This window comes from Citrobacter sp. RHBSTW-01013 (assembly GCF_013781985.1).
Classification (GTDB): domain Bacteria; phylum Pseudomonadota; class Gammaproteobacteria; order Enterobacterales; family Enterobacteriaceae; genus Citrobacter; species Citrobacter braakii.
In genome coordinates this window covers 3,937,646-3,956,456 of sequence record NZ_CP056185.1, presented here as the reverse complement: position 1 = coordinate 3,956,456, position 18,811 = coordinate 3,937,646, and the positions used below count along the sequence as shown (strand labels likewise).

Here is an 18,811-nt window from a genome sequence, read left to right as displayed (position 1 = left end):
TGATAAATGCCTTGGGCAAGTAGGAATAAGGGTTATGCCTCGCGCAGGCTCTGCGCAGGTTCAATATTAATTGCGCGCCAGGCACCAATGCCGGCGACCAGTGTCGCCACGATGATGGTGAGTATCAGAGCGACGAGGCCGTGCAACGGGGTGATCTTACAAATCATCTGACCCGTTGCCTGACTGCCCGCTAACGCCTGGTTAAAGACCTGACTGGCTAAGAGGTAGATCGCAAAGCCGCCGATATAAGCCACCAGACTAAGCAGACAGCCTTGAAAAATCACATAGGCACCCACTGCCGGACGGGTAAAACCGAGCAGGCGGAGGACAGCAATATGTTTACGTTTGCGGTCAACATTCGCGATAAATGAGCCAATAAGTGAGGAAATACAGCCAACCAGTGCAGTGGCGGCAATGGTATTAAAAATAATGCCCAAAACCCGATTGATGCTTTTCACATTTTCTATATCAGCCAGACGGCTGGTGGTTTCGATGCGCTGCTCCCGGAGATCGCGCTCAAGGCTGGCAACCTGATCAATATCGCGGGCGTATAATCTGGCGCGTGCATAGAGCGGTGGTTTACCGTCAAGCTGCGCACCGCTGGTCATCCCCAACCCAGTTACCGCATAGCCATCGCGGAAATGTTCAAGCGCAAGCAATAACGAAGGCTGGGTAAAGATTGCGGCACGATTAAAATAGGTCGCAGGCAAAATCCCCACGACGGTAACGCTTTTTCGTCCCCATTCCCGGCGTTCATCAAGCATTCTGCCTACTCGCAAAGAGAGCGAATCACCAACACTGACCGCTAATTTACGTGCGGCTTCTTGGGTAATGACAACCTCGTTTTCCTGATGGAGTTCAAGGGACTTGAGTAAAGGGTCCCCTGAGTCTGTTGGAATAACTTCAGCATTCTCAATGAAATGTGTGCTGTCTGTTTGCAGGTCAGCAAGCGTATTTAGTGAACGCGTTTGTCCGATGGCGAAACCCACATCGGGTCGCTGCCGTAACTCTTCGATCCAGTTTTGGTTGTAGCTGCCGCTACTCAGCATACGGATTTCCAGGTTACGAGGGTCACTGGCCAGATCTTCTTGCAGCTGGTTCACAATCCCAAAACGCAAACCGAAAAGAAGTAATAAAGGTGCGATAACAGCGACGAGAGAAGAGACGATGCAAAAAGAAATGATGCGATCGTGCCACAGGTCTTGCATAGCCAGGCGGCCCAGCAGTCTGGCTCGGTTAAAGGACAAAATAGGTTCCTCCCTGTTCGTGATTCGACGATGCCACTAACGGTTCAGGCTGGGCAGTTAAACAGGGTAAATTGAAATGTTGTACCAGTGGCCAGTCATGGCAAACAATCAGCGCCATCATGCCTTCCTGGCGGACCAGTTCAATAAACAGGCTAAATAATTTCTTTGCGTTGTAAGGATCAAGTGCGGCTGTTGGTTCATCCGCCAGTACCAGTTTTGGACGGTGCAATATCGCACGTGCGAAAGCGGTTCTCTGTCGTTCACCAAACGACAACTGCGTTGGATATTTGGCCAATAATGGCGCAAGTTTGAGAGCATCGATTACTCTATCCAGCAGCGCGTTGTCGGGGCGTAATCCCAGCAATTGACACGGCAGAAGGATGTTATCTTTGACGCTCAGATAGGGGAGCAACCCCCCATTTTGTAACACAAAGCCAAGCTGACGGGCGCGAATACCCGCTAGTTTATTATGTTGTTCATCCTTTATCAGCGTTGCGATATCAAATTGCTGTGCACCTTCTTCCAGCTCGAAGCACCCGATTTTACTGGGCTGCAGTAATAAGCCGATGGCTTCCAGTAGCGTGCTTTTACCACATCCACTTTCACCTGTGACCGCGACGACCTGGCCTGGCCGCAGCGTGAACTGCGGCAGGTAAACCCGGTGAGCATGACTGCCCTGACCACGAAGAACGCACAACTCCTCTATGCGCAGCATCAGGGCATCATTTCCAGTGGGATGGGATAAACGCGATCGCGTGGATCGCTTCCTTTTGCCAGCTCAACCCAGCGATCAACATCGGCGTTATATTTTTGGTAATGACGCAGTTTGGATGACAGCGTGCGGATAAATTTCTCCTGTGACAATCCATCCCAGCTTTTCCAGGTCTCTTCGTCGAGGTTCAGGACATCGCTCTTATAGGGAAGATCGGCCAGATATTCTCCCAGTACACACAGATCGCCAATGCGGGCATTATCCTGTTGTTTCAGCTGGTTAGGATCAGCGCCCATTGTTGCTGCAACAGTACGCAGTTGCTCAAACATTTTGGTCGGTGAGATCATCCCCTCATTTGCTGCTTTAAGGATCTGGCTGACAGCATCGCTTAAGTCACTTAGCTGACCTTTGGTCAAGAGAACACGAACGTCGGTGGTAGGAATGTTTTGCTTAATCAGGTCGCGGTCGCTAATCCATGCCTGAAAGACTAACGGGGCTTGTGTGCTGTTACGCTTACCCAGATAGGCCAACTGCATGGCATGTCCAATTAATGCCGTATCCTGAAGCAGCTTTTGCTCCGGTGTCAGTTTCTGTCCATCGTCTTTCGCGTAAAGCGCACTACCAATCGCAGCATCACCCATGTAAGCAGATTTAACCTGCTCAGTAATGGCGGAAGCTAGCGCATCTACCTGCTGGCCAAACATCTTAAGATCACCGGCATTTACGGCCTGGTAAAGGTTGGATTGGGTACTGTCAAAATTGGAGAGATCCCGGTACTGGCTTTCGGCTTTGGCATGGTTATCTTTGCCGACTGATGTTTTTAGGTGCAGCGTATAGATAGCAATACCGCGGTTACCCGCCTCAAGGCGAAGCTGGCTGGCATCCAGACCGGTACCTGACAGTTTGTTGCTGCCGTCAATAGCACCTGCATCGGTAATCAGGACCATGTAACGTGCGCCAAACGGGCTCCAGTCAATGTCATCAATAGCTGATAGCACGCCGGAATACGCATCCTCGTCATACAAAGAACTGGAGACTTTCGCTTCTTTTAAATCAGCGACCTTCTTCAGGAAATCCGCACCATCTTTCACATGGCTAGGATCTGCGTAAATCTTTGTGCGGTACTCAAGGCCCGGAACGGCTTTGGTGTTTGAACGAAATGAGATCAGCCCAAACTTAACCTGCCCATCCAGATGCTCTTGTTTGATCTTGCCATAGATCTTATTAACCGCTTCTTTGGTACGTTCAATGTAAGGCCCCATTGAAATGGTTGAGTCAATAACGAAGACCACCGAGGCGTTAAACCCTTTCAATTGATTTACGTTATCTTCTTGTTTTTTAGCCGTTTCAGCTTTACTGACGGAGGCTACGTTAAGCAGACGAGTATAGAAGCCATCTTCAGTCATGACCTCTTCGCCGCTCAGGATTGGCAGCAGATAAAACTGCTTTTGCAGATCGACAAAATACTCGGGCTCTTCAGCCTGAATACCCTCGGCATGGCCGTCCCGTTTTAACCTGGCGCGAAGCGGGGCAATCAGCGATACGGGATCGGGGGCAGAGAGAATATCATCAAGGCTTTTTCTCTCTTTAAAGAACAGCAAACGGTCACGGTTTGCCGGGTTGGTAAATGCCAATGTGAGCTGCATTTTCCAGTCGACGGTACATGACTTTGGCAACCAGCCAATAGTTTTACCAAAGCTATCCGGCCCGACCTTAAGCCAGCTCTGGCCGTTTGCATCTTCTTTTTGATAAACATACAGGCTGCTGAAGGCCGGCTGTAGCTGACCTTTATCATCACCTGCGGTAGTCCCAAGTTTGCAACCCGGGGTAGTGAGAACACGTTGATATAACGTTTTCTTACCTTCCTGGAGCAGAGGTTTGTCGCCATCAGCGGCAAATACATGCCCGCTGAGCAACAGGCCACATAATGGCAGAGCCAGACGACTCATCGGATTCCAGGTCATTTTCCTAGCTCCTTAAGGCGCTGTTTGGCCGTTTGGTTGTCAGGCTCCGTTTGCAGAACCGTTTCGTACCAATATGCTGCAGTATCTTTATCTGGCGCTTTGAAACATTCACTTGGCTGGTGGTATTTCGGGTCGTATTCACCTGCGTACACGAGCGCGATTTTGGTATCGCCACCCTGGGCACGGTTAGCATACAGACGCTGTGCAACACCACATTTTTTAGCCTCTTTTGCGGCCTGGATAATGGTCAGCAGTTTGTCACTGTCGAGCTTTTCCTGAACACAGCTCTGGACGAAATCAAGCTCGTTCTGGCTGTTCAAACCCTGTGCAGAACAGGTACTATGAGCGACAGGCTCTGGTGCGGAAGCGGGTGCAGACGCCGGTGTTTCTTGCTGTGCTTGTTCAACGGGGGGGACTTCCGGTGATTTATCCCGCCCTAAAAACCACCACAGCGCACCGGCAATCACGACTAATGCCAGTATTGCCGCTCCAATGACAGGAAGACGGGAGGGCCCTGATTTCGCTGGAGTTCTCACTTCAGTATGAATAACCGGCTCTACAGGTTCAGGGGCAACAACGGTTTCTGTCGCAATGACGGGCTCAGAAGGAACTTCTGGAGTAGCCAGCATGCTGCTGCCGCTATAGTTGCCTGTTTCACCTCTTGCTTCAGAAGAGAACAGTTCGTCGCGCGCCAGCTGTAACGTGGTATTGCGTGTTTCTCCAGAATCCAACTTGATCTGAATTTGTACCTGGCTTGCCGTCGCCAGCAATGGGTCAAGCAATGTTGGGCCAATACGAAAACCGCTACCATTATTCAACGCATAACCACCGTTCATGGTAAACCAGTGTTGTGCAGGGCTCCAACTGCCATCGGGTTGTAGGTAGTTCTGCTCGTTATTGCACAGAGTAAAGGTCAGATTAGTCAATATTGCGGTTTCACCACGCAGGCGGACCATTAGTTGTGCAGTACCTGGCTCTGCCGGCTGGCAGGCGATGATTTTAGCTAGCATGGCATGTTCTCTTGTTTCAATTGGCTGATAATCTGACCAAGTTGACGATTCTGTTCGAAGGAAATATCCCGTGTGGCGCTATGACCCGCATTGTCCAGGATGACGCTCATCAAAGCAGAAAGCCAGTCACCCAGATAGGAAACGCCGGGCTGTGGTGCGACGGCGGCGAGTTGTGGCAACTCATCGTTAGCGAGCTGCTTCTGACGCAGAAACACTTTATTTTTCTCGCCAACATAGCTGTTGGGTACCTTTTCTGCTGGCAGCGTGAGATAACCAAACCAGGCAATAAAATCACGTATGGTCAGTTGAGCACGTAAAACCTGACGTGCTCGCATGTGTACGCGGGTTGTTTCAGCCTGCTCTTGACCCGCCAGGGCATGTTTCAATGTCCCTTCCAGATCCAAACGTGTGGCGGCGGTGATTAGCTCTTCGCTGAGTTGATTCATCAGCTCACTGCTCATGCCCAGTTGACGCCACTGCAACGGTTGCTGCGGCAACTCCCGTAGGTGGGCTACCCAGGCTTTAAAGGCCTGATGCGCGAAATCATCATCCTGGCCTACACGTTCCGTTGCGGCAGTTGCTGGCGCATCAACAACGGCGGTTTCAACAGGTGTAGTCGCAAAGGGATCGCTGGCAAAGGGGTTTTCAGCGAAAGGATTACCACCAAACGGGCTGGTTGCGAAAGCATTGATGGTCGGGCTTTCGCCTTCGGTTTGCGGCGCCTGGTCGAGGTCGCGAATACTCAAATAAATGTTGTTGAGCTCCTGAGTCGGCAGAACCAAGCGTTCGATAAGCTCCCCCATATTGTGGGAACATGCAGACAAGCCCTGCCATAACTCTTTGGCAATTGCTTGTTTTTTCACAATCTGCCCATCACCGTCTTTTTCGTACCACCGACCAAGGCGTTGATCGCCGGTTTCCATGCGACATTGCAGCAGTTGTTGCTGTAAACGTTTTAACTTGAAGTCGAGATGGGCGACGCCGCGTAGTGCTTTAGTCAGGCGCGACATTCCACCGTCGTTGAGTTCGAGCATTGCCTGCCAGGCTGCTTTCGGTTCTGCAACGTGCATATTCACATTTTTTCCGCAGACGAAGGTACTGCCCATGGTATCGAGTACATCACGGTAACGATCGCTGATACCCACTTCCAGGAGTCGCTCCTGTCCAGCATCCCCTTCAAGCCTCAGGAAGGGGTTATCGAGCCCGGGTTTGCGTACCAGGAAACAGTTGTTGAAAGGCTGGTTGGGTGCCCATTGTGGAAGCCATTCATAGTGCGAGAAACGCTCCAGTAAAGTCATGTGCATCATACCTTCCCAGCCTTCTTTTAACTGGCTTTCGGTATGTTGCAGGCTGTTGACGATTCGCATATCACACATGGTGATTGCCCAGAACAGACCCGGGTTGCGGCCTCCGCGCTCTTCGGCACTCTTACCCTGGGTTTTCTCTACCCAGCGGTTTAATACCGGACCCACATCAGCAACGTCGCTCTGTTTGGCTGAGCTGGCGCATACGACAAGCGCATTCATTTCCTGGTTATCGGTATAGCGTTCGAACAGGTAAGCAACTTTTCCGCGAAGCAGGAGCTGCGAAATTGCGTTAAGTCCATCCCGGCCAGCCTGTTCAAGTGCAGTGATCTTGAGACGACCGCGATAGCCAGGGAAGTCGAGCAGATCAACCTGTTCCACAACGCTGTCGGTTTCAACTTCTGCCAGAGGAAAAATCAGCTCTGTGGTTAAGGCCGCCAGTTCCGCCTGCGTTAAGTTGGCGCTACCAATTTGTTGTTCTTCTTTCCAATAACGGATCTCAACGTTGCGATCCTGGCTGGAGCCCAGCCTGTTCAGGCTATCAACGTTCATGATACTGCCGCTGCTATGGTCAGTCAGCGTTTCCAGTGGGGCAAATACCATCCGGGTATGGTTCAGTTTCGCCAGTACATTGGCTAATGAACGGTAGGTTTCTGTGAGGGCTGGCTGTTCTCCCCACAACAGGGAAAAGAGCTCTGCACGATCATTTGGGCTCAACGTCGGGGCAATTTTCAACACCTGCGGCCACCAGGCGTGTTCAAGCTTCTCAACTGACTTTTTAAAGGAGGCGTTAAGGTAATCCCACAAGGCGACGACATCTTCCTGGCTGACGCCGTTATATTCCTGTACCTGCACAGCCCGCTGCAGGAATGGGCGCAGGCGCTCTTCAACCCGGCTTTGGTCAAGCTGATAGCTCAATTGCTCATGGTTGAAGTCGTTAAACCACGCGTTGGCCAGAATCTTAGCCAAATCGATTTCACTGAACAGGCGCAACGGCACTGGGTATCCAGCCGGTGCGGCGGGCGCCTGACGGGTAAAGCGAGTGACCAACCCCGTCGCTTCTTTACCTCCGCCGACAGGGTTAACCTCTTTGATAAAGTCAACACGCCTTTCGCCGTAGAGTGCTTCCAGCGACCCATTGCTACCAGCGGCGAGCGCTGAAATGAGGTACGATTTCCCTGCCTGAGAAATACCGAAAAAACCGACGGTCATCGGTGTTTTGGCAACCTGAGTCAGGCTATTGGCCAGGTTTCTCGTACGCAGCAAACTCAAGTTGAGTTTGTCTGCTTCGTTGTCTAAACGACGTGAACCGGGGCGTACGTTGTCGACCCATCCGAGTGCGTCCAGGCATCCCTGAGCGATAGCAGCCCAACCCTGAGTGAGAGATTTTTGTTCGCTATTCATTATTTTTTAACACTCCCGCTATCGAGCCAGTGACGGCTATCAATGAGCCCTCTATCGGGCATCGTATTGAGTTCCAGATCCAAATCACGTTTGCTAAATGACTTATCGGTGTTGCTGCTGACATCGGCGATCGTCAGGCGATCGCTAATCAGTCCAAGTTGACGAGCTCGTTTACCCTTATCGATCGCCAGTCTGACTTTGAGATACGGGGAGCCGTTATCCGTGGACTGAGCCGAAGAGAATTTTTTACGTCCTTCTTCGCTAAAACGTAGGGTATACAGCGGTGCAGCAGTCCAGCGTTCTGCATTCAACTGGCGATAGCCTAAGCGCAGGTCGCCACGCATAACGATGCTTTGTGTGGTTTTCTCGCCATTTTCATCGGTGATAGCCGGAAGCTTGATCTGCCCGTTTTCAGAATCGATATGTTGATAAACGATGTCGGCATCGCGAATCAGGTTATCCATATCAATGGTGCCGATATGGCGAATCGTTGAATACGGTTTCAGCTCTGAGGTGCGGAAATGGAAGTTAGGAATGCTATGGTTTGCACACAATTGCGTGAGCATGGCACCCACTGAAGCCGTACTTTTCGGATCGTCGATATGACCGTTTTTATGGAACGGATACCAGGTACCAGTCTGATAACCATGTAACGGCAGAATACGCCCTGGCGGTAACGGAAGGTTGCGACGAATAATCGCCTGAATCCCAGGTAACTGAGACGGCCGGCCGGTGAGTAGCAGCAGATCGCAATGATAATAAGACAGCACTTCACAGAGTGCGGTCAGGACTTTATCGATGCTGAACTTACCTGCACAGAGATCGCCATGGAGTTTGGCGAGTGGCAGATTAAGCATGATATCCGCGAGCTTAAAGTCGGTCGGACCTCCCGCTTTCTGAACTTCTCGGCGCACGAATCCTTCGACTTCATCACGAATACAACCGACTGGTAGCAAATCGCCGACACGTTGGTTAATCAGGGTATGCGTTTGTTCATCAAGCGGATCATAATGTTCGTATGTTCCCAGGATATGTAATGCGAGCGGGACGAACAGCTGCAGGCTTAGCTGTTGGCGAAGCACGGCTTCGGCTGCACTAATATTCTGCGATCCGCACAACTGGGACATCAATGTTTCAGTGGACATCACACCGACTTCACGCAGGGCTTGCTCAAAAGCGGGGAGAACGTATGACTGAATAACATCCAGCAAAATGTCATCACCTGCGATCTTAAAACTGTCGCGAAAGCGCTGGTTGGGGATGATATGTACTATAAGGGCTTCCCCGGCATGTCAACGCCGGTGTTTACGGTTTCTGTCTGCACTATAGTAAAAAAATAAAGGGGAGAGACTGCGGTACTATAAACGGTCATGATGAATCGTCATCGATTCGGACCCTGATGAAAGACGCTCGTGAGGCTCTAGTTCGTTAGTCGGGTACACTTGCCCTGTACAATAAGCAGATATACCTCACGGGGTCTAACCCTTTATCATCAACGAGTTGCAGAACAGATGGTCATACAGCTTTGTACTTTAGCTGGCTGAGTACAACCTGAAATCATCACCGTAATGCAATGATGCCCAGCACAGTCTTGCATTTTTGGCAGCGATGGCAACAACAGCGCGCCAGTATCCTCTGCGTTCGACCAGTGAGCAGACCCAACGACTGAATAAATCAGTCCTTTTCTCCGCCCCGATCAGTACCGAGCGGGCACCCTGAACCAGAAGTGTTCTCAGATACGAATCGCCAGCTTTCGTTATCCTGCCAAGCTTCGACTTTCCGCCGCTGCTGTACTGCGATGGTGTCAGTCCCAGCCAGGCTGCCAGCTGGCTATAAGGGCTTCCCCGGCATGTCAACGCCGGTGTTTACGGTTTCTGTCTGCACTATAGTAAAAAAATAAAGGGGAGAGACTGCGGTACTATAAACGGTCATGATGAATCGTCATCGATTCGGACCCTGATGAAAGACGCTCGTGAGGCTCTAGTTCGTTAGTCGGGTACACTTGCCCTGTACAATAAGCAGATATACCTCACGGGGTCTAACCCTTTATCATCAACGAGTTGCAGAACAGATGGTCATACAGCTTTGTACTTTAGCTGGCTGAGTACAACCTGAAATCATCACCGTAATGCAATGATGCCCAGCACAGTCTTGCATTTTTGGCAGCGATGGCAACAACAGCGCGCCAGTATCCTCTGCGTTCGACCAGTGAGCAGACCCAACGACTGAATAAATCAGTCCTTTTCTCCGCCCCGATCAGTACCGAGCGGGCACCCTGAACCAGAAGTGTTCTCAGATACGAATCGCCAGCTTTCGTTATCCTGCCAAGCTTCGACTTTCCGCCGCTGCTGTACTGCGATGGTGTCAGTCCCAGCCAGGCTGCCAGCTGGCGCCCATTCTTAAAATCATGTGCATTACCGATACTGGCGACCAGCGCACAGGCCGTTGTGGGGCCAACGCCCTTCAATTCCATCAGCCGCTGACTGCGATGATCTGTTTTGGCCATGCGGGACAAAATTCGGTCATATTCAGCGATGTTATCTTCAATGCGAGCAACGTGCTCCAGCAAATCATCAACACATTGCTGAACCTGAAGTGGTAAAGAATTCTTCTGCTCAAAAACTATGTGGCGCAGGGCATCTGTACTTTGTGGGGCGATAACGCCGAATTCAGATATCAACCCCCGGAGACGATTATATGTTGCTGTTTTCTCTTCGATAAAACCCTGTCGGGTACGATGCAGACACTGCATTGCCTGCTGGCTCTCATCCTTAACCGGCACAAACCGCATATGTGGGCGACGAACCGCCTCGCAGATAGCCTGAGCATCAGCTGCATCATTTTTCCCTGATTTACCAGCCATGCGGTAAGGCGATACAAATTTAGCGGCCATCAGACGCGGCTCATGACCATACTGCCGAAACAGTCTTGCCCAGTAATGAGCCCCGGAGCACGCCTCCATCCCGATAACACAGGGCGGCAAACCAGCAATCAGCCCGGGAAGAGCTGCGCGGGTTACTCTGGATTTAACCAGAACGGTTTTGCCATTCTGGTCAACGCAATGAACAGCGAACACATTTTTAGCAAGATCGATACCGACAGTAGTAATGGTCATAACGAATCCCTCCGGGGTTGTGTTTACCCCATGATTGCACAAGAGTTAATCAGGCGCATAATCAGGGGAAGTCCCTTCCATTCGTTAGTACCACCACCTGTGTGCCCATTATGATCGAGGCGGTAATCGGTGATCACCAGATCGGTGGTCCCGCCGCCAATGTCAATTGAAGCGATAGTGATACTTTCACGATCGGTACGGTCTGGTCGGCCAATTGCGTCGAAAAACTCTTCCGGATGACCGGCAAAGTTCTGATTAATCTCGGTGTACAGGTAAACCAACTGTGCACAGGAGGCTTCGTCCCACTCTACCCTGATTTTAGGTAATGGGATCTTGATGTTAGCTTCCGTATGCTCTTCTTGTACGTCTTTATACGGATCGTTCTCGCCGTTGTGCCAGCGTAACGATTTCCACACCAAGCCGACAGCCTGACGCATGCGTTCATCCAGCACACAGCGTTCAGCCATGGGCATACCTGGTGGAACCGTCAGAATAATATGGCGTAGCTGACGCGGGATCCCGGCGTGTCCCTGACGAATACGCTGCTCCGGGCTGTTAATCTGGCTAATGGCCTGGGTCAGAACTTCAGCCAGCATAAAGGTCATCAGCGAACTGCGTGAGTAGCGTGGCGTAAAGACGGGGATGCGATCCATCTCATCTTCAATGGTGTGCAGGGCTTCGCCTCTTTCATCGATCAGGTTGGCAAACGGTGCCGCCGTTGCCAATGGATTGCTGTCCTGCACATAGCTGCCATTAAAACGCCAACCCTGGCCATAAAACTTCTCATCCCACAAATAGCGTTTAGGGCTGGATAGACCCGTTGAACCTTCGCTGCCTTTACGACGAGCCGCCAGACGACTGGCTTCACCACCAATACGTGCGATAGTTGGCCACTGGAACGCGTCGTGGCGGCCGCTGCGTACAGAGCAGTGATCTTTGCCGAAGAAGGCTTGCGAAAACTCGACCCTGCTTTCAAAAGGATCGGTATAGATATGTTCGGGGGCGCTGAGATCACGTAGTTTCAGCACATAGTTGTGCCTCATGCCTGAACCTGATTGCCCATGATCTTCAATAAGAATGCCACAGGTGCGCGAGTTGCCCACGTCGAGTATCAGGTCGACGGCGATGGGTTTAATCGCATTGGTTTCCTGATTGGCGATCACTCTGAACTGCGGCAGTTCAATGACGGGTTCAGTCTGGATTTGCAGACCTTCGACTGGAATAGCCATCAATGATAGAAGGTTCAGGTAATGTGCCAGCGGGTATTGCTGTGCAAGTTCCTGCTCACGCTCGTCGATATCCCGGCCTTTGCTCGCTTCTTTGAATACTTCTTTGAGCCAGTCGGTTATCCAGTCCTGCGTCAGGTACCAATTTAGGGCATAGGTTGCTGTCGCGACGGCGAAGGTTGCCCCAGCATTCACATCTTCCTGGTTCGGACTGAGATCAGCGGCAGCCTGCTGTTTAGCCATAATACGGGTGTCGATCGCCAGCGTCATGCGATGGCTGTGACCATCTAAATCGGGTTCTGGTAGTTTGACTAAACGAAAACGAGCCCAGTTTAGCGGTCCCTCCTGGTACACATTCGGTGGGCTAAAGCGAAACAAAGGAAGCGGTAACCAGATGCCGTCGAACAACTTCAGGCTCTGTTCGACAGGGATATCGTACTGGCTTTTTGCCTTCTCGATGTTATCGGGGGTCGGCTGATAGAAATAGTAATCGCGCTGCTCGTTGTAAATTAAACGGGTGAGTACACCGTTTGCTAATTTGACAAATTCGCCAGCAGGCAGGCGGCCAAGTGACAATCCGAAATCCATAAACTGGATCCCAGAGTCACCCACGAGGGTAATTTGACGATCGAAAGATACAATCTCAGGCAACATAGTTATCTCGTCCCTGTTCAGGAATTAGGTTGAAGCATGCGAATAGGGAATGTTTTTTCCCCATCATTGCTGCCAATACAATCGGCGTGGCCAGCAGCGGCTGATTTGCACTCGATTGTCGGTACAATAAAGTTTGAACCGTCGCTACATTTCATCTGCTCAGGATTGGTGATACTTAGCGCCCCTTGCTGCACATTGCCGCTGGCAGGGCCACGGCAGGTCACACCGCTGGACTGGCGTATGCTGACGGTGCCATTACCCTGGGCAAAGTTATATTGCAGTTGCAACGGTCGCCCGGTGAGCTTGTCCTGAATACCACCATTCACGCGCCATTCTCCGTTAAGAAACTGCGCCGGGCCATCGGGAAGGGCCGGAGGAAACGTCAGCGGTGTGCCCTGTGCCGGGATGACTGGCTGCGTGGTGACTGGTTGAACTGTGGGGGGCGTTTGAGCGTCTGCGGCTCCAGGTACAGCAAGAGGTGCTGGAATAGTCGACGCATCAGCGTTGGCATCACTTGCAGGAACAACTGGGGGAATTGTGTCGTCACCGACATGCGTGGTTGCTGTCGCTGCCGGAACGGCTGGCGATGTTGGTTCCAGAGCTTGCTGCGCATCGACTGCAGTACCCTCAGATATACCAGGGATGACAGCTGAACCCACGACGGTTTCTGAACCTGTGCGGGAAACCTGCGTTGTTACATCGGAAACGCCTACGGCTGGACGTTCGATGGCAGGAGCCGCATCGATCGCCGTTTTATCCGTGGCGATGGCTGGGAGTCCCGGAATGGAGAGTGATGGTACGCATCCGCGTAGTAGACCTAACAATAATGCCAGCAGCAGCAATGCAAGTAGCAACCAGAGTAACCAACGCCAGCTCCAGCGTCTGCGCACTACGGTATATACATCAGGTGTAACAGCTGGGGTTACAGCGGCGTCTACAGGAGCCAGAGGGGTTGAGGCCGCGTGAGGGGGGGCTGGTAGTAATGCCGGACTCAGCCAATGCATAGGGTTACGTTGTTCGCCTTCCGGATGGACAAATCCCCAAAAGGTAATCACCAGGATCCCGTTTACGAGGTACACAAATTCATAATCCGGGAAATGTGTGACTGACTTCAGCAACTGTGCGAAGACGCGGCGATCGCCCCCAGTCCTGTTTTGCTCAGCATTGAGTAACTGTTCACTTAACGCCTGCACTGACATTTGAAACGCATTAAATTGCTGGCGTGCTGATTCCCGCTCCGCTTCACTCGCACCGCTCCAGGGGATGACATCGCCAGGGAAGCTGCTGTACCAATCGGTTCTGTCACCACCCTGATCGTTTTGTGGGATAGCTAAATGACGAGCCAAATCGCGCCCTGCGTCAAGACGGTAGATTGCTTCACGTAACTGGAACGCCATCTTAAAAACGGGATAGCCCGTTTCACCCAGAGCCTTAAATGAGGAATTATGCCCGGTACGCAGCAGTGGTCCCTGAATCGAATTTCGCATTGTCTAAACCTTGTAAGGCTGTGATTTAACAAAAGCCACAGTGATGCAGTCTATTTTTTACTCGCGCCAGGCGTCCATTCAAAACCCCAGCCATAGTGCTTATCCAGCGACTTCCGGTCAGGGAAGAAACGGTCCAGACGTTCAACCGTGATATTGCCATCGACGTTTTTGAGTCTGGCTATCGCCGCAACGTTATTGCGCTGATTGCTGTCAGTCAGCGTGGATATAATGGGGGGTTGATCGGGCACATAAATCGTGATGGTGGCATTGGTCCCTTGCCAGTTATCGGCACCGCCGTAAATGAAGCTATAAATCAGCACCTCATCAATATCCTGCCAGTGGCTACCATTAATGAAGAGCCATTCACCCTCTTGATTGTTACCTTCACGAAGATCTTGTTGCAGCAACAGATAAGGCGGTTTGTCATAGTTTCCCAAGAACTTACTCAACGCTTCGGCACCACTGATCTTGCCATTTTTAAAACGAATAAAGGCGGCGATATCGAGGTCGATAGGCTCTTTATGGCTTCCCTGTTGCCAGGTCAGGTTAATTTTAATCCGCCCAAAATCTTTGCGTTTCTCCAGATTTATGCTGGGGTTTGCCTGGGTTAAGTTCGTGCTGGCTGGGGCTACAGCAGGCGCAGCGGTAGGCACATCGTGATGCAACGGAGGAGAGGGCGAGGTTAAGGAATTTTTATGCCACCACCACCCGGCACAGGCGATCAGCAGCAACAAGAGCAGCAATAATAGCCATGGCAGGGAGCGTCGCCACCACGGGATAACGACCACGGGAAGTGGGGGCGCTTCACTGATAATGACCCAGTTAATCAGCACAGGTTCGCCACCTACGCTATAGCAGTTAAGATCGCGCGAATGCGTTAACAGCCTTTGTAAGGCATGTGCTGAATGTTCTTCGCCGCGTGCGAGTAACTGCTCGATCAAACCGGCCAGAACATCATGGTACTGCTGGCGTTTACTCTGGACGGAGGCTTGTTCCGCCTCGCTTAGCGCAGAAAAGGGCTTTGCCAGCCCTTGGCGCTCAGTCCACCATTCCAGATGTCCTTGTGAACCACGGCGAGCGGTGGCGTAGAGTAGCGCCAAAGATGGCGGAAGATGACGGTGTATGATCGCAACCGTCTCCTCGTAGATTGTCAGAGTCGCTTCATCAATAGGCGCAGCAGTTGTTAATCGTTGCATAACCGAAATCATTATTGTTGTGAGTTATATGCGTGGTATGCATACAGTTGCATATCAGCAAGCCAGAGCCGTTTTCTTCAGCAGCAGAAAAAGTGGCCAGGGGATTTGCGCCACTTTTAGGGCATCCTTAGCGAAGGGTATTTGCTTCCTCCAGGACTTTGATTTTCTGCTTGGCTTCTGCGACTTTTTTTTCAATTGCAGCAATTTCACTTGCGCCACTGGCATGCTGAGACTGCCGTTGCAAGTCCTGCAATTGTTGAATTTCCTTCTGGCGTTCACTGCTTTTTATTTTGCTGGACTTCAGCTGTGCAAGGGTCTGTGACAGGTCTGAACGCACGGCATTTAACCTTGCTTGTTCATCGGCCAGCTTCTGATTGACGTTCTGCTGTCGGTTTTGGGTATAAGCCTGCTGTTGCTTCGCCGACTCATTTTCATACTGGCTGAGTCGAACCTGCTGCTCTTTTTGATCAACCTGCTGACGATAACCGCCGGATGTGGCGCAGCTTAGTTTGGTAATAAAACTCGGATCTTGTGCGTGTAAATCACAGTCCTGTGGCGATGTGGTACAGCCGGTAAGCACAATTGCGGCGAGAAGCAGATATTTTCTCATCAAATAATCCATAAATTGAGTCAAATAACAACACGTTACATTTCAAAACGGCCCCAAAAAGGCCGATAATCCTATCGGCCTAAAGCTTTTAGCCCAGAGAAATAGCCTGGCGTTGTTCGTAAAACTCGTTCGTTTCTTTTTCCAGGTCGCTAATCTTGCTATTCAGGCTACTGTACTCTTTGTTTAAATTAGCAAGCTTGGTTTTCTCTGCAGATGTGGTAGTAGTTTGTCCTTGCAAAGCGACCTTGTAGGCAGACTCTTTGTCTTTCATACCTTTCACGGTCTCTTTCATCTTGCTGATGTTGGCGTCGATTTGTGCTAATTGTGTTTTGGCTCCTGCTTTATCAAAGCCAGCCTTATCTTTTTGGATGCTAATTTTGGTTAAGGTTGCCTGGTTTTCACTGATAACCTGTTTCATAGCAAGGGTAGATTTTTCTACTGCAGCGGTATCTTTGCTGATATCCGTATCCATTGCCTGCAGGCGATCGGCTGTGGAGGCATAATCTTTTTGCAGACCATCAAGATAGTAGTTAGCCGTCATACCCGCAGCGCACCCAGCAGCACCACCAATGGAAGCACCTGCAATTGCTTTCTTGGTGTCGCCAGCCAGAGCACCAACCACAGCGCCAAGCGCAGCACCTGATACCGCACCAATGCCACAACCTTGCGCGCCAGAAGCACTAAAAAACTGGGATTGCTCGGTGGTTGTCAGACGTGGATCCGGTTTTGCTCCTGACAGCAGAGTGCTTCCAGTATTGGCGCAACCGCTCAGCAGTAATGTTGCGGAAATTAGCAGACAAGCAGTATTTCGGTTAAAAGAGTTCACTTTTTTTTCCTTAAATCATAAATTAGCAACGATAAAAAGCTGTATGGTGATTAAATTTCGCATAAGTAACGATTTCATATAGGGCAAAATTAAATTCTGTATTTTTTATGACGTGATAACTTTTACCCCGGTAATACAATAGAATCAAAATACTAAGTGGTGTATTAATTTCGTGTTGTTACTATTGGTGGCGAAATAAAAAGTATCCACTTTGTTTTATAATTTTTTTAATGTGAACTATTTGTTTTTAAATGATTTATGCTGTTTACGTAAACGAAGTTGTTGAGCCTTCATACGGAGTAAGCCATGGTGAAATGATCAACAGTGCGGTTACCAGAGGGCCCTTCTCACAGAACATAAAAAATTCGTTATGAGTATACCTGATTTATTCGCGATGTGAATTTATCTTAATTTAATATGCTATGTTTTCATAGAGGGTTGAATGTTGTTCATGTAGATTGATCTAAGTCAATAATAAAATGACTATTATGATTGGTAGTTGCGATAAGTGTTATCCGTGGGAACTCGATAACTTACCTGAGGCTGAACTGAGCGGCCTTTCTTTTTTAAAGCATATTAAAGCAGAATTTTTCACTTATGTGATGTGAGTATTATCTTGTGATGACTTTGTTTTTCTTTATTCGAAATATCTAATTTTCGGATAATGAAAGTATACTTTTATTTCTCTTTTCCGAAATTATCTTCAGGCAGGAAAGAATAATTGATGATAAGAGTTGTATCCTGTTTGCATTTACCTCACGTCGTGAGGTTGCAAAACAGAATACATCCGGTAGGTACGCTATCTCTGTTTTACATGTAATCCGCCAGAATCCCTGCTAGCATAATCAACCACTAACGAGGCTGCTGCTGCGTCGCGCAGTGAATGCCACCGCCGGCAGCTGCAATGCCATCAATATTCAGTTGAATAATCTCATGCTCGGCAAACAGCTCCTGCAAAATAGCGTAGGTGCTGCGGTCAGTGCGCTTATCGCCAAATTGTGGTGCAATCACGGCGTTATTACAGAGATAAAAGTTGATGTAGCCCGCGGCGAAATTATCACTCGCATATGTCTGACGGATGGTGGTCGGCCCTTCAAGCGTCACCAACTCCAGGTGCCGATCTTTGGCATCCGTGGCGGCGCATAATATTTCCAGATGACGTCGGGTGATGGTGTAGTCAAAGGAGGATGGATCCTGCTCAAGACCCGCCACCACCGTCCACCTCAATACCACCACCTCCAAGGGGGAGCGCCGAGCGGATAAATTCGGCCTGAGCGTAGTCGGTGACGAATTCAGCCACATCGGCATCACGTTCGTGCTCCTCCTTATTGCCCCAGCCATTGAAATTAAATCCCACACCGCCGAGCGCGCCGTTGGCGCTTTTTACAAATACCAGCCCGGTGGATCCACAGATCGTCGATCGGGTGAACCAACAGATTGACCGACGGCCCGCACAGGCGCGCGGCGAGTTCGCTGTCTTCTTCGCGAACCAGCATATGCACCGGTTCAAATGCCGCGATGGTTTTGGCGACCAATGCCAGATTTTCTTGCACTATCGGCAGCAGATGAGGCTCCCGGATCTCTGCACTGGCATCAAACGCCATCCAGGTTGCCGTATGCGGCGCACCTTCATCCGTCATTAGCCAACTGCGGTTCTCTGCTGCGCGGGCAAGTTGACTCAAGCTGATACCAGCCATGCTGGCGAGTAGCGTACCTGTTGATGTCACCAAACCTTGTCAGATGAACGAACGTCTTGTCATCATGGGAATAACCTTTGCGTATGTTCACCTTACTGCAGGTGAATAAAATAATAATAGATAATAACGAGCGCGCGCATTTTATTTATTAAATAATAAATAAAACGTCCGTCGGTAAATTTCAGACGGAATATAGCACAGGAGATATACGTTGCAATCGCTTTATTTTATATAATGAGTGGTACTGGCTGATATTAAAACCTCTCAACTATATATTTATATATAATTTATATTTATTAACTCTGTTTTGCAATGTCAGCTTGCGCTGAGGCCCTGTCTGGCGGGCCTTGATGCAGATT

The 18,811-nt window shown here is 50.2% G+C and carries 13 protein-coding genes and 2 pseudogenes; all 15 read right to left on the bottom strand.

Annotation, left to right across the window (positions count from 1 at the left end):
• Positions 1-32: 32 nt before the first annotated feature.
• The 15 genes and pseudogenes from HV350_RS19000 to HV350_RS26710 all read right to left on the bottom strand — a co-directional run bounded on the left by HV350_RS19000 (position 33) and on the right by HV350_RS26710 (position 18,359).
• On the bottom strand, positions 33-1,247 hold the full coding sequence (locus HV350_RS19000) for an FtsX-like permease family protein (protein WP_016151918.1): 1,215 nt from the start codon (positions 1,245-1,247) through the stop codon (positions 33-35).
• Positions 1,237-1,962, bottom strand: a complete 726-nt coding sequence (locus HV350_RS18995; protein WP_101700573.1) for an ABC transporter ATP-binding protein — start codon at positions 1,960-1,962, stop codon at positions 1,237-1,239. The genes HV350_RS19000 and HV350_RS18995 overlap by 11 nt, the downstream gene beginning before the upstream one ends.
• A complete protein-coding gene (locus HV350_RS18990) occupies positions 1,962-3,923 on the bottom strand; it encodes a vWA domain-containing protein (RefSeq protein ID WP_181629132.1) in 1,962 nt (653 codons plus the stop codon). The genes HV350_RS18995 and HV350_RS18990 overlap by 1 nt, the downstream gene beginning before the upstream one ends.
• Positions 3,920-4,933 (bottom strand): hypothetical protein, encoded by a 1,014-nt coding sequence (locus HV350_RS18985; protein ID WP_181629130.1) that lies wholly within the window; start codon positions 4,931-4,933, stop codon positions 3,920-3,922. Before HV350_RS18985 ends, HV350_RS18990 begins: the two co-directional genes overlap by 4 nt.
• Positions 4,927-7,641, bottom strand: a complete 2,715-nt coding sequence (locus HV350_RS18980) for a virulence factor SrfC family protein (RefSeq protein WP_101700575.1) — start codon at positions 7,639-7,641, stop codon at positions 4,927-4,929. The genes HV350_RS18985 and HV350_RS18980 overlap by 7 nt, the downstream gene beginning before the upstream one ends.
• Entirely contained in the window at positions 7,641-8,870 is a 1,230-nt protein-coding gene (locus tag HV350_RS18975) for a virulence factor SrfB (RefSeq protein ID WP_346267107.1), read from the bottom strand. Before HV350_RS18975 ends, HV350_RS18980 begins: the two co-directional genes overlap by 1 nt.
• Positions 8,871-9,173: 303 nt before the next feature.
• A pseudogene (locus tag HV350_RS18970) lies at positions 9,174-9,470 on the bottom strand (transposase); the annotation flags it as partial.
• Between the two features lie 263 nt (positions 9,471-9,733).
• Positions 9,734-10,756: an IS110 family transposase gene (locus HV350_RS18965; RefSeq protein WP_001567660.1), complete on the bottom strand. Its 1,023-nt coding sequence runs from the start codon at positions 10,754-10,756 to the stop codon at positions 9,734-9,736.
• Between the two features lie 23 nt (positions 10,757-10,779).
• The gene (locus HV350_RS18960; protein ID WP_249418017.1) at positions 10,780-12,636 is read right to left on the bottom strand and encodes a virulence factor SrfB; all 1,857 of its coding nucleotides are present in this window, start codon (positions 12,634-12,636) and stop codon (positions 10,780-10,782) included.
• A gap of 17 nt (positions 12,637-12,653) precedes the next feature.
• The gene (locus tag HV350_RS18955) at positions 12,654-14,123 is read right to left on the bottom strand and encodes an SrfA family protein (RefSeq protein WP_181629128.1); all 1,470 of its coding nucleotides are present in this window, start codon (positions 14,121-14,123) and stop codon (positions 12,654-12,656) included.
• Positions 14,124-14,173: 50 nt separating this feature from the next.
• The gene (locus tag HV350_RS18950; protein WP_181629127.1) at positions 14,174-15,319 is read right to left on the bottom strand and encodes a tellurite resistance domain protein; all 1,146 of its coding nucleotides are present in this window, start codon (positions 15,317-15,319) and stop codon (positions 14,174-14,176) included.
• Between the two features lie 127 nt (positions 15,320-15,446).
• The gene (locus tag HV350_RS18945; RefSeq protein ID WP_249418016.1) at positions 15,447-15,941 is read right to left on the bottom strand and encodes a hypothetical protein; all 495 of its coding nucleotides are present in this window, start codon (positions 15,939-15,941) and stop codon (positions 15,447-15,449) included.
• Between the two features lie 76 nt (positions 15,942-16,017).
• Positions 16,018-16,755 (bottom strand): hypothetical protein, encoded by a 738-nt coding sequence (locus HV350_RS18940; protein WP_181629125.1) that lies wholly within the window; start codon positions 16,753-16,755, stop codon positions 16,018-16,020.
• Between the two features lie 852 nt (positions 16,756-17,607).
• Positions 17,608-17,982, bottom strand: coding sequence for an agmatine deiminase family protein (locus tag HV350_RS26715; protein ID WP_230852488.1), 375 nt, complete (start codon positions 17,980-17,982; stop codon positions 17,608-17,610).
• A pseudogene (locus tag HV350_RS26710) lies at positions 17,954-18,359 on the bottom strand (agmatine deiminase family protein). Before HV350_RS26710 ends, HV350_RS26715 begins: the two are co-directional and overlap by 29 nt.
• Between the last annotated feature and the right edge of the window lie 452 nt (positions 18,360-18,811).

Coding starts and splice junctions, on each gene's coding strand:
- HV350_RS18995 (WP_101700573.1), bottom strand. CDS start 1,962: ATGCTGCGCATAGAGGAGTTGTGCGTTCTTCGTGGTCAGGGCAGTCAT.
- HV350_RS18990 (WP_181629132.1), bottom strand. CDS start 3,923: ATGACCTGGAATCCGATGAGTCGTCTGGCTCTGCCATTATGTGGCCTG.
- HV350_RS18985 (WP_181629130.1), bottom strand. CDS start 4,933: ATGCTAGCTAAAATCATCGCCTGCCAGCCGGCAGAGCCAGGTACTGCA.
- HV350_RS18980 (WP_101700575.1), bottom strand. CDS start 7,641: ATGAATAGCGAACAAAAATCTCTCACTCAGGGTTGGGCTGCTATCGCT.
- HV350_RS18965 (WP_001567660.1), bottom strand. CDS start 10,756: ATGACCATTACTACTGTCGGTATCGATCTTGCTAAAAATGTGTTCGCT.
- HV350_RS18960 (WP_249418017.1), bottom strand. CDS start 12,636: ATGTTGCCTGAGATTGTATCTTTCGATCGTCAAATTACCCTCGTGGGT.
- HV350_RS18955 (WP_181629128.1), bottom strand. CDS start 14,123: ATGCGAAATTCGATTCAGGGACCACTGCTGCGTACCGGGCATAATTCC.
- HV350_RS18950 (WP_181629127.1), bottom strand. CDS start 15,319: ATGCAACGATTAACAACTGCTGCGCCTATTGATGAAGCGACTCTGACA.
- HV350_RS18945 (WP_249418016.1), bottom strand. CDS start 15,941: ATGGATTATTTGATGAGAAAATATCTGCTTCTCGCCGCAATTGTGCTT.